This is a genomic window from Leucobacter luti, assembly GCF_019464495.1.
Lineage (GTDB): Bacteria > Actinomycetota > Actinomycetes > Actinomycetales > Microbacteriaceae > Leucobacter > Leucobacter luti_A.
Genome location: NZ_CP080492.1, coordinates 1,041,647 through 1,055,047 on the forward strand (window position 1 = coordinate 1,041,647; position 13,401 = coordinate 1,055,047).

Consider the following 13,401-nt stretch of genomic DNA (forward strand, 5'->3'; position numbering starts at 1 on the left):
CTGCATCCATAGTTTTCCGATTTTACCACTGCGTTCTGGGAAAGCTCCACGGAGCGATGCCGCGAGTTCACCGTGAAAGGCGTAGGCTGGTGTGTGGTACGGCTACGGTGCTGAACCCCGCCCCAGGAAACATGCCACAGAGTTGGCACGACCGAGAGGATGTTGCTTTGGCAGAGCGCACGGAGGCCGCCGATCAGGCAGGCCCCGCAGAAGATTTTGGCGCAAATGCTTGGCTAGTCGACGAACTGTGGAAGCAGTTCCAGGTCGACAAGAATTCGGTTGACCAATCTTGGTGGCCGGTACTGGAGCGGTACGGCGCAACCGCACCCTCCAGCCAGAGCGTTTCAACGGGCACAGCGACACCACACGGTGCCGTACCGGGCAGTGTGGCCCCGGGCGTCGCGGCCCAGAACCCGCCAGCAGCTTCGCCAGCTTCCCCGGCAGTGCCAGCAGCGGCGACGGGGCCGGCAACCACGCCGATCACCACGCCGGCGCAGCCTGCGCGCACCACGAACGCTGCGCCACGCACAGCCCCCATCCCTGCCGATGCCCCGCGCACAGCACCGGCGGCTGCGACCGCAGCAGGCGCCGATACCGCCGAAGACGTGGTGACTCCGCTCAAGGGGATGGCGCGCACGCTCTCGAAGAACATGGACCAGAGCCTCACGGTTCCGACCGCCACGAGCGTTCGCACGATCCCAGCAAAGCTGCTGATTGACAACCGCATCGTGATCAACAACCACCTCAGGCGCAGCCGCGGTGGCAAGGTGTCGTTCACACACCTGATCGGCTGGGCACTGATCCAGACGCTCAAGGCGTTCCCCAGCCAGAACGTGGCCTACACCGAGGTCGATGGCAAACCATCTGTGCTCGTGCCCGCGCACGTGGGCCTCGGCATCGCCATCGATCTGCCTAAGCCGGACGGCTCTCGCTCACTGATGGTGCCCGCGGTGAAGCGCGCGGAGACGCTTGACTTCAACGAGTACCTCGCAGCGTACGAGGACCTGGTGAAACGCGCCCGTGGCGGCAAGCTCGCCGCAGGCGACTTCCAGGGTGGCACGGTCTCGCTCACCAACCCGGGTGGTATCGGTACCGTGCACTCGGTTCCCCGCCTCATGGCTGGCCAGGGGTGCATCATTGGTGCAGGCGCGCTGGAGTACCCCGCAGAATTCCAGGGCGCTTCGGAAGATGTGCTGACCCGCCTTGGCATCTCAAAGACGATCACGCTCACAAGCACCTACGATCACCGCGTGATCCAGGGCGCCGGATCGGGCGAGTTCCTGAAGCTCGTGCACGAACGCCTCACGGGTGGGCACAACTTCTATGAGGAGATCTTCGCCGCGCTCCGTATCCCATATAAGCCGGTGCAGTGGGCGTCCGACATTCACGTCGATATCTCAGGCGCCATCGACAAGGAAGCGCGCGTCCAGGAGCTCATCAATTCCTTCCGCGTGCGCGGCCATCTCATGGCCGACACCGATCCACTCGAGTACGTGCAGCGCACGCACCCTGACCTCGAGATCGAATCCCACGGGCTGACCTTCTGGGATCTGGATCGCGAGTTCGTCACCGGCGGCATCGGGGGCAAGCGCAGCATGCTGCTGCGCGATATTCTTGGAGTGCTGCGTGACTCGTACTGCCGCAAGATCGGCATCGAGTACATGCACATTCAGGATCCCGCGCAGCGCCTGTGGCTGCGCGAGCAACTTGAGGTCAACTACGCGAAGCCCAGTCGGGACGAGCAAATGCGCATTCTCGAAAAGCTGAACGAGGCTGAGGCATTCGAGACCTTCTTGCAGACCAAGTACGTGGGTCAGAAGCGCTTCAGCTTGGAGGGCGGCGAGTCTGTCATTCCGCTGCTCGACGCGATGCTGATTGATGCAGCAGAGGATGGCGTCGACAGCGTCGACATCGGTATGGCCCACCGCGGCCGGCTCAACGTACTCTCAAATATCGCTGGCAAGACGTACGGCCAGATCTTCCGCGAGTTCGAGGGCACACAGTCGTCGAAGGCGGGCTCGGGCGATGTGAAGTACCACCTGGGGACCTCGGGCGTCTTCACCGCACCGAACGGCACACAGGTGCCGATCCATCTTGCAGCGAACCCTTCCCACTTGGAGACTGTCGACGGTGTGCTCGAGGGCATTGTCCGCGCGAAGCAGGATCTGAAGCCGATTGGCTCGTTCACCACACTGCCGATCTTGGTGCACGGCGACGCAGCGATGGCCGGTCAGGGCATTGTCTACGAGATCATGCAGATGTCGCAGCTGCGGGGCTACCGCACCGGCGGCACGATCCACATCATCATCAATAACCAAGTCGGCTTCACGACGTTGCCGCTTGATTCCCGGTCCGCGGTCTATTCGTCGGACATCGGCAAAGTTGTCCAGGCGCCGATCTTCCACGTCAACGGTGATGATCCCGAGTCCGTCGTGCGCGTGGCGAAGCTCGCGTATGAGTTCCGTCAGCGGTTCCACATCGACGTCATCATCGATCTGATCTGCTACCGCCGTCGCGGCCACAACGAGGGCGACGATCCCTCGATGACACAGCCGCTGATGACCGATCTGATCGAGGCCAAGCGTTCGACGCGTCGGCTGTACACCAGTGCACTCGTTGGCCGTGGAGATATCTCTGAAGAAGAGTACGAGAAGGCGAAGCAGGACTTCCAGGATCGCCTGGAGCTTGCGTTCCAAGAGACCCACGCGGCGCAGACCGGAGCGATTCCGATCATTGATCAGAGCGGGATCGGCGAAATCGCGGAGGTCGGTGGCCCCGGCCCCGCGCCGCTCGAGACCGCGGTGGATCGCAGCGTCGTCGAGCGCATCGGAGATGCGCACGCAAACAAGCCCGCTGGCTTCACCGTGCACCAGAAACTGCAGCAGTTGCTGAACAAGCGCATGGAGATGAGCCGCTCCGGAGGCATCGACTGGGGCTTTGGCGAGCTCCTGGCGCTCGGCTCCCTCTTGATGGAGGGCACCGCGGTGCGCTTCGCTGGTCAGGACGCACGCCGCGGCACCTTTGCGCAGCGGCACGCGGTGTTCCATGACCGGGCAAATGGCCAGGAGTGGATCCCGCTACTCAACCTCTCCGAGGAGCAGGCTCGATTCTGGATCTACGACTCACTGCTCTCGGAGTATGCGGCGCTCGCCTATGAGTACGGCTATTCGCTCCAGCGCGAAGATGCACTCGTGCTGTGGGAAGCGCAGTTCGGTGACTTCGCGAACACGGCGCAGGCCGTGGTCGACGAGTACATCGCTGCTGCTGAGCAGAAGTGGGGTCAGCGTTCCTCCGTGGTCATGCTGCTCCCGCACGGCTACGAAGGACAGGGGCCGGATCACTCCTCAGCGCGTATCGAGCGCTATCTGCAGCTCTGCGCAGAAGACAACATGATCGTGGCTCGCCCATCGACGCCGGCGAACTACTTCCACCTGCTCCGCCGACAGGCCTACGCACGTCCGCGAAAGCCGCTCATCGTGTTCACCCCCAAGTCGATGCTGCGTCTGCGCGGCGCAACCTCGAGCGTCGAGGACTTCACGACGGGCCACTTCGAGCCAGTGCTCGATGATCCACACGTGACGGACGCGTCGAAGGTCGAGCGCGTGTTGCTCGTCTCGGGCAAGGTCTACTACGACCTCCGGGTCGCACTCGACAAGAACCCGGACCCCCGGATTGCACTCGTCCGCGTCGAACAGTTCTACCCCATGCCGCTCGTCGAGTTCGGCCGTATCCTCACCCAGTACTCCGGTTCGGAGCTCGTGTGGGTACAAGACGAACCGGAGAACCAGGGTGCATGGCCGTTCATCTCGCTCGAGCTGTCGAAGCACCTCGCGAACGATCGCATCCGCGTGGTGTCGCGTGCTGCGTCCGCCGCTCCGTCGACAGGCTCGGCGAAGGTGCACGCAGTTGAGCAGGAGACGTTGATCTCCACTGCGCTCAGGTTCGAAGACTAAGCACACGACTACAACGGCTCGTCAGCCGGATCCGCAGGGATCCAGCTGACGAGCCGTTGTGTAAGCGGCGCCATGCAGCAGAGAACAGCCGCGCTCTGGCGTCACCCCGCTACACCGTTGTGAAGACCTTACTGGTGATGCGCCAGACACCGTCACGACGGAGCAGCCCGAAGTGGTTGCGAAAGTCGGAACCGAGGAAGCCGCGCTCATCGAGAATGGCGTGCGCAATATCACCCGTCACGATGATGTCGTGAATGTCAGCGCTGTACTCGGCACCGGCAGGCGCAGCTGCCGCGACGACGTTCGCTGCGAATTCGGCGCCCGTCATCGTCGTGTACGTCGGACCAAGGTAGCCCCACATCACCGCGTGCGCGTCAAATGCAGCGGCGACCGCTGCAGGATCTGCCGCGACGCAACCATCGACGTAACGCTGGACCGCTGCTCTCACTTCTTCGTGCATAGCCTCAGGCTAGCCCGGTATTCTCCGCATGGCGAAACTCAGCGCGCAGAGAAAACCCCTGTTCGCGCTAGGTCAACATCGGAGGCATCCCCGGGTGCATCGCCCGCGCTGGGGAGGCCGCTGCCGTCCTAGCTCCTCCGCCAACTCAGCCCTGCGAGGCACAGCGCGATACACGCAATCCCTGCGAGCCCGAGCACCCCGAGCCGCTCTCCCACAATCCACCAGGCGAGCACGGCCGCGACGGCCGGCTCGGCGAGCGTGAGCGCCGTTGCGGTCTTCGCTGACACCGTGCGCAGGCCCATACCAAACCAGAGGTACCCGAGGAACATTGGCACCAGTGCCATATAGACCCCCACAGCGAGGTTTCGCGAGTCGGTCAGGAACACGCCTCCGCTCACAATGAGCACCGGCACGAGCAGCAGACCGCCGATCCCGAACACGCTTCCCATAGCCGCACGGGATCCCGCGCCGGCACCCATGAGTCGCCGCGCCACCCAGGTGTAGAGCGCATAGGTGGCGCCTGCGATGAGCGCGAGCCCCACTCCGAGCGGAACATCACCACTGCTCCGCCCCGCTGCGCCATCAATCGTGAGCAGCACCGTGCCCGCCAACCCGAGTCCCGCGCTCACGAGCCACTGTGTGCCGAGCGGACTCCTATCAATCACCCGCTCAAGGATCGCCGCGAAGAGCGGCCCGGAAGCAAGCGCGACCACAGTCCCGACGGCCACACCCGCGAGGTGCATCCCCGCATAGAACGCGAGTGGATAGATCGCGACCGACACCGCACCGAGCAACACCAGCACGGGGTGTGCGCGCAGAATTACGGCGTCGCGCCGGAGGGCGCGCACTGCGACCGCGGCCTGAAGCAGTCCACCCACTCCCATCGCCGCTGCACCAATGGCGATCGGCCCGGCGCTCGGCGCAAAGGTCGCCGCGGTTCCGGTCGTGCCCCACAGCACAGCCGCGGCAAGTACGAGCAGTGCACCGCCCGGGGAACTGGTGTTCTGCTGGGCCCCCTCCACGCTGCTTCTCATTCCACTATTCTACGGGCCGGTTTCGGTATACCATGTCACACAATACTGCGTACATCCACCGGCCCACACGGGGCGTGCGCTCATCGAGGAGGCCCCACCGCATGATCGCACTCAGCACGGACACGGACGCGCCATCTGCGGCTCTCACAATCACCACATCTGACTATCACACAGCGGGCGAGCCATTCCGGATCGTGCACGGCGATGCCCCCGTGCCGCAGGGCGCCACCGTCGCAGAGCGGCGCGTTGCGGCACAGCACAACGCGGCTGACGCAGATCGGATCCGGCAGTTCCTCTGTCAGGAGCCCCGTGGACACGCGGACATGTACGGCGGCTTTATTGTGCCGGCCAACGATTCAGGCGCACACTTCGGCGTGTTGTTCTGGCACAAAGATGGCTTCTCGACCGCCTGCGGCCACGGCACCATCGCGCTTGGCGTGTGGGCCACCGATACCGGCCTCGTTGCATCTGACCCCAATGGGGTCACCGAGGTGCGGATTGACGTGCCATCGGGAAGAGTTGCCGCGTTCGTTGAGCGTCGCAACTGGACACTCGTGCGGGCCACGTTCCGCAACGTTCCCTCACACGTCATCGCGCGCGGGATCCCGGTCGCGACGAGCAGAGGCGACGTGCGGGCCGATCTGAGCTTCAGCGGGGCAATCTACGCGTCGGTGCGCGCTGCGGACCTGGGGCTCAGCGTGAGTCCCGCACACTACACGGAACTGATCGCGGCCGGGCGCGAGATCAAGGCCGCGCTGACCCACACTGCTGCAGCACAGCACGCCGCTGACTCCCGCCTCTCGGGAGTGTACGGAACCATCCTCTGGGAAGACCTCGGCACGGGGCACACCCCCGCCAGCCCCGTTCGCTCTCGCCAACGCAACGTTACCGTCTTTGCCGACGGCGAGGTCGACCGCTCCCCTGCGGCTCGGGCACCGGTGCACGGGTCGCACTCTTGGCGGCCGACGGCACGCTCCCACACGGGGCGACCCTCGAGCACCGCTCGATCGTCGACACGGTTTTTCACGCGCGCTGGGAGCCCGCAACAACCACGACTTCCCCTTCGTCTTCGTCTTCGTCTTCGCCAATCATTCCGGAGGTCACTGGCACGGCCTTCCACACCGGGGAACACCAGTTCGTTCTCGATCCAAACGATCCGGTGGGCCTAGGCTTCGTGCTCCGATAGCCCACCTCATTGCAGGCGCACGGCACCTTTGCTACAGTGTGCAATGTCACACGTTATATCGATGATTCTCGCACGCTGGCCCACCAGAAAGGACCATCACCGATGACCACTCAGAAACCATGGCACGGAGTCATCGTCGCCTCCGCGCTCCCGTTCACCGAGGACCTCGCAGTCGACTACGACCGATTTGCTGATCATGTCCAATTCCTTGCAGACAACGGCTGCGATGGTATTGCCCCGAACGGCTCCCTCGGCGAGTACCAGAACCTCACAGCTGAGGAACGCGCCAAAGTCATTGAGGTCGCCGTTGACGCTGCGCCAGCCGGTTTCTCCGTCATGGCAGGATGCGGTGCGTACGGCGCCCTTGAATCACTGCGCTGGGCCGAGCAGGCTGCCGCTGCCGGCGCCGATTGCGTGATGCTGCTCCCCCCGAACACGTATCGGGCGAACCGCGAGCAGGTGAAGCACCACTATGCGACGGTGGCCCAGGCGGGGCTCCCCATCGTGGGGTACAACAACCCGATCGACACGAAAGTCGACCTGATCCCGGATCTCATCGCGGAGATCCACGAGGCAGGCCACATGGTGGGCGTGAAGGAATTTACCGGTGATCCGCGCCGAATCTACGAAATCAAAGAACTCGCGCCGGACATCGACATCCTTATCGGCACCGACGACAGCGTGCTCGAAGTCGGCATCGCCGGCGCGGTCGGCTGGGTCGCAGGCTACCCCAACGCAATTCCCCGCTCCACAGTCGAGCTCTACCGACTCTGCACCTCTGGGAACGTCCAGGATCTCGAGCGCGCACAGGTGATCTACCGTGATCTCCACAAGCTGCTGCGCTGGGATACGAAAACCGAGTTCGTCGAGTCAATCAAGCTGTCGATGGATGTCATCGGACGCTACGGCGGTCCGAGTCGGCCCCCGCGGCTGCCCCTGCCGCAAGCAATTGCAGACCGCATCGTTGCCGACACCGTAGAGGCTGTGGCAAAAGGCTACGCTCAGTAGCGTTGGCCGCAGGCTGAGCCGAAAGGAGACCGATGCGCACCTCGAACGTCTATCACGCCGTCGACTCGCACACCGAGGGAATGCCCACGCGCGTCATTACCGGCGGGGTTGGCGTATTTCCAGGTCACACCATGGCGGAGCGGCGTGCCTGGTTCCTTGCGAACCGCGATGAGCTGCGACAGCTCCTGATGTTCGAACCGCGCGGTCACGCCGCCATGAGCGGCGCGATCCTGCAGCCGCCTACCCGGCAGGACGCTGACTGGGGCGTGTTGTACATCGAGGTCTCCGGCTGTCTCCCGATGTGCGGCCACGGCACGATCGGGGTCGCAACGGTGCTCGTGGAGACCGGCATGGTGGACGTCACCGAGCCTGTCACCACCATCCGGCTCGATACACCAGCCGGCCTGGTCGTGGCCGAGGTCGCGGTGGCCGACGGCCGGGCCGAGCGGGTCACGATCACAAACGTGCCGTCGTTCGTGGAACGCCTCGATGCCAGCGTCGCGGTGCCGGGCATCGGCACGGTACCCTACGATCTCGCCTTCGGCGGCAACTTTTACGCGATCGTGCGGCTCACAGAGCTCGGGATCGAGTTTCGGGCCGACCGCAGCAACCAACAGGAGCTCCTCGACGCTGGTCTCGCCATCATGGCGGCAATCAACGCAGCGGATGAGCCGGTCCACCCGGAGCGCACCGATATCCGCGGGTGCCACCATGTTTATCTCGAAGCGCCCGGATCCACCGCAGCGCACTCGAGGCACGCGATGGCAATCTTTCCCGGCTGGTTTGACCGCTCACCGTGCGGCACCGGGACGAGTGCGCGGATGGCGCAGCTCTACGCGCGAGGCGAACTCTCGCTCCAGCAGGAGTTCATCAACGAGTCGTATATCGGCTCGCGTTTCACCGGTCGGTTGATCTCCGAGACCGAGGTCGCGGGTCGGCAGGCAGTGATCCCCACCATTACCGGCCGGGCCTGGCTCACCGGTACTGCGCAGTACTTCCTCGATCCGAGCGATCCGTTTCCACAGGGGTTCTTACTGTGACGTCACTCCCATATCTTGATGCCGACGAGATCCGCTCGGCACTCCCGTACACCACGGCGATCGCAGCCATCACTGCGGGGCTTCGCTCGGGCGTCGACCCTGAGTGTGACAGCCCGCGCCTGTTCAGTGCGGCCCCAGGGGGAGAATTCCTGTTGATGCCAGCGCAAGGCAGCGAGTTCAGCGGGGTGAAGGCGCTCACCGTTGCACCACAGAACCCCGCGCGCAACCTTGCGAAGATCCAGGGCGTCTACATCCTGTACTCCTCAGACACGCTCGCGCCCGTCGCAGTGTTGGAGGGCGCGAGCCTCACCGCGATCCGCACCCCAGCGGTCACGCTCACCGCGGTGAGCCACCTCGCCGCGGCAGCGCCGGGCCTCACGCCACAGGCACCGCTCGTACTCGTCTACGGTGCCGGCGTGCAGGCCGCAGGGCACATCCGAGCCGCACGAGCCGTATTTCCCGCAGCCCGCTTCGCCGTGATCGGCCGTAGCCCAGAGCGGGTCACGGCCCTCTGCGCCGAGTTTCCGAAGCTTGACATCGCGGACTACGGAGCGATGCCGGAAACCGCGGTCAGCGCAGCCGACATCATCCTGTGCACCACCAGCGCCTGCGCTCCCCTCTTCGATGGCTCCCTCGTGCGCGAGACCGCCATCGTCGCTGCCGTCGGAACGCACGGCCGCGATCTGCGGGAGGTTGACGATGTGCTCGTGCGGCGCTCCGACGTCGTCGTCGAGGGCCGCGCCTCTGCTGCCCGGGAGAACGGCAACCTTGCGACGGCGCTCACCGAGGCAGACTGGGCCGCACCAACCGCCCCACGAAACCTGCGCGAGCTGGTCTCAGGCGAAGTGACACGCCGCACCGGACGACCGGCTTTGTATACCGGAGTCGGAATGTCGTGGGAAGATCTGATCTGTGCGGCTGCCGTATTCTCCGCGGCCGAGCAGAGCACCCGTCGCTGAGGAGCACCCATGTCAACGCACCCACACACCCCGGAACCCGTGTCGCCGTGGACGCCACTGGAGCGGCCGCTGAACCTCCGCGAGACGGTACTTGAGCAGCTCCGTACCGCCATCATCACCGGCCGGCTCGCCGAGGGAGAAGTGGTGTCAGCTCCCTCGCTCGGCCAGGCGCTTGGCGTCTCGGCGACCCCGGTGAGAGAGGCCATGATGGACCTCGCACGCGAGGGGCTCGTCGAGACGATCAAGAACAAGGGCTTCCGAGTGACGCGGATGAGCCCCAGCGATCTGCAGGATCTCACTCAAATTCGACTGCTGCTGGAACCGCCTGCCATGCAGTACGTTGTCGGCAATATTCCCGCGGAGATCCGCGCGGAGCTTGATGCCCTTGCGGCGGAGTGCGTGCGAGCGGCCGAGCGCGAAGATCTGGAAGAGTACCTCCGAACGGACCGCGAGTTCCACGCACTTCTGCTCGCGAGAACGGGAAACCCGCAACTCGTGGAACTGGCCACCTCGCTGCGCACGCGGACTCGGCTCTACGGGATCGCCACGCTGGCGCGCGAGGGCAAGCTTGGCGACTCGGCCAGAGAGCACCAGCGGCTGCTCGAGGTGCTCGGGGAGGACGACGGCGACGCTGCCGAGGCACTGTTGCGAGAACACATCGGCCACGCGAGCTCACTCTGGGCTACCGGAGAGTCAGCCTCAGCCACCGATGCGACCGGCACTTCGGATGGATCCGCGGTGACATGACCCGCAGCTCCGACGTTCTCATCATTGGTGCTGGCATCATCGGAGCTGCCACCGCCTATTTCGCCGCGCGCGCTGGCTTGCGAGTCACGATACTCGAACGGGATCTGCCTGCCGGCGGAACGACGTCGCGCTGCGAGGGGAACATCCTCGTCTCCGACAAGGAGCTCGGGCCGGAGTTGGAACTCACCCAGTACTCGCTCAGTATCTGGAAAGGCGAGCTCGCTGAGCACGCCGCGCTGTGGGAATTTCAAGCAAAGGGCGGGATCATCGTCGCATCCCACGAGAGCAGTCTGGCCTCGCTTGAGCGTGTTTCGAGCGCGCAGCGCAGCTCCGGAATTGCCTCTGAACGGCTTGATCCTGCGGCGCTACGTGAGCGTGAGCCGTTCGTGACCGAGCGCGCGTTGGGGGCTGCGTTCTACCCTGAGGACAGCCAGGTGCAGCCCATACTCGCCGCGGCCCAACTACTGCGATTGGCCCGTGACGCGGGAGCACAACTCGTCACCAGAGCACCAGTGACTGCGCTCCTGCGCTCGGGGGATCGGGTGACCGGGGCCCGCACGCCGCGCGGAGACTTCAGCGCGGCACACACCGTCAACGCCACAGGCACCTGGGCCAGCGAGATTGGCGCTATGGCGGGCGTTTCCGTGCCAGTGCTCCCCCGCCGCGGCTTCGTGCTCGTCACTGAGCCGCTGCCGCCGATGGTGCGCCACAAGGTCTACGCCGCTGAGTACGTCGACAACGTTGGGAGCTCAGACGAGGGCCTGCAGGCCTCACCCGTGGTCGAAGGCACACCAGCTGGCACCATTCTGATCGGTTCGAGCCGCGAGCGCGTTGGCTTTGATGACCGTGTGAGCCAGACTGCGCTACGGACAATCGCGCAGAACGCGATCGAGCTCTTCCCGTTCCTCGAGCGAACCAGAATCCTCCGCCACTACCACGGGTTCCGCCCCTACTGTCCTGACCATCTGCCGGTCATCGGGCACGATCCGCGCGCCCCCGGGCTCTGGCATGCAGCTGGCCACGAGGGTGCCGGGATCGGGTTGTCCGCTGGAACCGGCAAGCTCCTGGCTCAGGCACTGAGCGGTGCTGAGCCAGAGCTCCCGCTGTTCCCGTTTCGACCGCAGCGCTTCAGCGAGGAGGCCCCAGCATGAACCGAGTTCACGAGTCGGCGCGCACACCACAGGATCAGACTGAACAGGGGGAGTTGCAGACAGCGGCGACGCAGCCGGCACAGGGGGAACAGCAGACACAACAGGCACACGGGGAACAGCCAATGCAGCCAGCTGCCACGTTCAACGGCGCACCGCTCACCGCGGCACCCGGCGCCACGATCGCGGCAGCCCTCATTGGCTCAGGCCGCCAGAGCTGGCGCACCACGCGCGGTGGTGCAGCACGCGGCCTGTTCTGCGGGATTGGCGTCTGCTTCGACTGCATCGTCACCATCGACGGCGAGAGCGGCCAGCGCGCGTGCATGATCCCGCTCGCCAACGGGATGACCATCACGAGTGCAGACGCATGAACGCGGCACTGCACTCGCCCCGCGGCACCGCGGTGGATCGCAGCTCGCACTTCGACGTGGCGATTGTGGGCGCCGGGCCGGCCGGGCTCGCCGCAGCGCAGTCCGCACTCGCCGCTGGCGTCAGCGTCTGCATCATCGACTCCGGGGTGCAACCGGGTGGGCAATTCTGGCGACACCGTTCGGAGGCAGCCGGGGTGCCCGATGACGGCGCGCTCCACCACGGCTGGGCCGAGTATCAGGAACTGCGCGCGGACTTTGATCGCGGGCGCGCGAGCGGGCGACTGACGCATTTTCCGGGCACGAGTGTGTGGCAGGCGCGGCGCTTGGAGCGCCGTTTCGCACTCTCCACGACCCCGGTTGCTGGTACGACTCCAGAGGCTCCGGCGCAGGTCACCGCCACCAGCCTGATTCTCGCGACCGGGGGCTATGACCGGCAACTTCCGGTGCCGGGCTGGGAGCTGCCCGGCGTATATGCAGCCGGTGGCATTCAGTCATTCATGAAGCAAAACGGGAGCCTGCCCGGCGCGCGCTTTGTGATCGCGGGCACTGGCCCGTTTCTCCTCCCGGTCGCGGCCGGAATCTCGCGGTCCGGTGGCACTGTTGCCGCGGTCTGCGAGGCCACCGACCTTACCGGCTGGCTGCCGCGCGCTCACCGCGCGGCAGCGGTTCCCACCAAGGGCGTCGAGGGAGCCGCCTACGTCGGCACCTTCCTCCGACACCGCATCCCCTATCGCCGCCGCACAGTCATCACCGAGATCATCGGCACCGACCGAGTCACGGCCGTGCGCACGGCGCGAGTCGACCGCGCGGGGCGCCCAGTGCCGGGTTCCGAACGGGTGATCGACGGCGTCGATGCCGTCGGCCTGGGGTGGGGCTTCACTCCGCAGATGGAGCTCCCCGTGCAACTTGGCGTCGAAACGCGAGTGGATCTTGACGGCTCACTCGTCGCGGTGGTGGACGCGGCACAGCGCTCCTCAGTGCCCGGCCTCCTCATCGCTGGCGAGCTCACCGGGGTCGGCGGTGCGACGCTCGCGGTGCTTGAGGGCCGGATCGCGGGTCGCGTCGCAGCGGGAAGTGGTGCGGCTCGGGTACGAGCGGCTTCGACCTCAGAATTGCGCGCGATTCGCCGCCACCGCGCGTTCGCGGCGGCGATGCACCTCGCACACCCAGTGCCAGCCGGCTGGGAGGACCTCGTCTGCGACGACACGCTCGTGTGCCGCTGCGAAGAAGTCACCGCGGGGTCGTTGCGGCATGCCCGCGACGAGCTGGCGAGCGATGATTCTCGCAGCCAGAAAGGCATCACCCGCGCTGGCATGGGCTGGTGTCAGGGGCGCGTCTGCGGCTTCGCGGTCTCCTGTCTCGCCGGGGGCAGCTCCACGCCGAGCGCTGCCTCGCTCACCCAGAACGCGCACCGCCCGGTGGCTCAGCCGCTGCCCCTTGGAGCGCTACGCATGCTGGCAGACGAGCCCTCACCTCGCCCCGCGAAATGAGCGCC

Annotated in this window: 10 protein-coding genes and 1 pseudogene; 9 read left to right on the forward strand and 2 right to left on the reverse strand. The window is 65.5% G+C overall.

The annotated features are described in order from the left end of the window. The first annotated feature begins 167 nt into the window (after positions 1 to 167). Positions 168 to 3,953, forward strand: coding sequence for a multifunctional oxoglutarate decarboxylase/oxoglutarate dehydrogenase thiamine pyrophosphate-binding subunit/dihydrolipoyllysine-residue succinyltransferase subunit (locus tag K1X41_RS04735; protein WP_258566655.1), 3,786 nt, complete (start codon positions 168 to 170; stop codon positions 3,951 to 3,953). Positions 3,954 to 4,062: 109 nt separating this feature from the next. Here K1X41_RS04735 and K1X41_RS04740 read toward each other — a convergent pair whose 3' ends face one another. Continuing rightward, complete coding sequence (locus K1X41_RS04740; protein WP_132204605.1) at positions 4,063 to 4,413, reverse strand: nuclear transport factor 2 family protein; 351 nt, start codon at positions 4,411 to 4,413, stop codon at positions 4,063 to 4,065. 128 nt (positions 4,414 to 4,541) lie between these two features. Beyond that, positions 4,542 to 5,447 carry a DMT family transporter gene (locus K1X41_RS04745; protein WP_220175430.1) on the reverse strand — a complete coding sequence of 302 codons (906 nt, stop codon included), beginning with the start codon at positions 5,445 to 5,447 and terminating at the stop codon, positions 4,542 to 4,544. A gap of 101 nt (positions 5,448 to 5,548) precedes the next feature. On the opposite strand from K1X41_RS04745, the pseudogene K1X41_RS04750 reads away from it, so the two are divergent. The 8 genes and pseudogenes from K1X41_RS04750 to K1X41_RS04785 all read left to right on the forward strand — a co-directional run bounded on the left by K1X41_RS04750 (position 5,549) and on the right by K1X41_RS04785 (position 13,396). After that, positions 5,549 to 6,633 (forward strand): annotated as a pseudogene (locus K1X41_RS04750) (proline racemase family protein). A 102-nt stretch (positions 6,634 to 6,735) separates the two neighbouring features. Beyond that, positions 6,736 to 7,641 (forward strand): dihydrodipicolinate synthase family protein, encoded by a 906-nt coding sequence (locus tag K1X41_RS04755; protein ID WP_220175431.1) that lies wholly within the window; start codon positions 6,736 to 6,738, stop codon positions 7,639 to 7,641. A gap of 32 nt (positions 7,642 to 7,673) precedes the next feature. Next, positions 7,674 to 8,681, forward strand: a complete 1,008-nt coding sequence (locus tag K1X41_RS04760) for a proline racemase family protein (protein ID WP_220175432.1) — start codon at positions 7,674 to 7,676, stop codon at positions 8,679 to 8,681. Next, positions 8,678 to 9,640, forward strand: coding sequence for an ornithine cyclodeaminase family protein (locus tag K1X41_RS04765; protein ID WP_220175433.1), 963 nt, complete (start codon positions 8,678 to 8,680; stop codon positions 9,638 to 9,640). Before K1X41_RS04760 ends, K1X41_RS04765 begins: the two co-directional genes overlap by 4 nt. A 9-nt stretch (positions 9,641 to 9,649) precedes the next feature. Continuing rightward, positions 9,650 to 10,387: a GntR family transcriptional regulator gene (locus K1X41_RS04770; protein ID WP_220175434.1), complete on the forward strand. Its 738-nt coding sequence runs from the start codon at positions 9,650 to 9,652 to the stop codon at positions 10,385 to 10,387. Beyond that, positions 10,384 to 11,538, forward strand: a complete 1,155-nt coding sequence (locus tag K1X41_RS04775) for an NAD(P)/FAD-dependent oxidoreductase (protein WP_220175435.1) — start codon at positions 10,384 to 10,386, stop codon at positions 11,536 to 11,538. Before K1X41_RS04770 ends, K1X41_RS04775 begins: the two co-directional genes overlap by 4 nt. Next, positions 11,535 to 11,906 (forward strand): 2Fe-2S iron-sulfur cluster-binding protein, encoded by a 372-nt coding sequence (locus K1X41_RS04780; protein ID WP_309478071.1) that lies wholly within the window; start codon positions 11,535 to 11,537, stop codon positions 11,904 to 11,906. Before K1X41_RS04775 ends, K1X41_RS04780 begins: the two co-directional genes overlap by 4 nt. Further along, positions 11,903 to 13,396: an FAD-dependent oxidoreductase gene (locus tag K1X41_RS04785; RefSeq protein WP_220175436.1), complete on the forward strand. Its 1,494-nt coding sequence runs from the start codon at positions 11,903 to 11,905 to the stop codon at positions 13,394 to 13,396. The genes K1X41_RS04780 and K1X41_RS04785 overlap by 4 nt, the downstream gene beginning before the upstream one ends. The last annotated feature ends 5 nt before the right edge of the window (positions 13,397 to 13,401 follow it).

Bases quoted from the DNA above. Each gene is read 5' to 3' on its own strand.
- K1X41_RS04775 (WP_220175435.1), top strand. From the start codon at position 10,384: ATGACCCGCAGCTCCGACGTTCTCATCATTGGTGCTGGCATCATCGGA.
- K1X41_RS04760 (WP_220175432.1), top strand. From the start codon at position 7,674: ATGCGCACCTCGAACGTCTATCACGCCGTCGACTCGCACACCGAGGGA.
- K1X41_RS04785 (WP_220175436.1), top strand. From the start codon at position 11,903: ATGAACGCGGCACTGCACTCGCCCCGCGGCACCGCGGTGGATCGCAGC.
- K1X41_RS04755 (WP_220175431.1), top strand. From the start codon at position 6,736: ATGACCACTCAGAAACCATGGCACGGAGTCATCGTCGCCTCCGCGCTC.
- K1X41_RS04770 (WP_220175434.1), top strand. From the start codon at position 9,650: ATGTCAACGCACCCACACACCCCGGAACCCGTGTCGCCGTGGACGCCA.
- K1X41_RS04745 (WP_220175430.1), bottom strand. From the start codon at position 5,447: ATGAGAAGCAGCGTGGAGGGGGCCCAGCAGAACACCAGTTCCCCGGGC.
- K1X41_RS04740 (WP_132204605.1), bottom strand. From the start codon at position 4,413: ATGCACGAAGAAGTGAGAGCAGCGGTCCAGCGTTACGTCGATGGTTGC.
- K1X41_RS04780 (WP_309478071.1), top strand. From the start codon at position 11,535: ATGAACCGAGTTCACGAGTCGGCGCGCACACCACAGGATCAGACTGAA.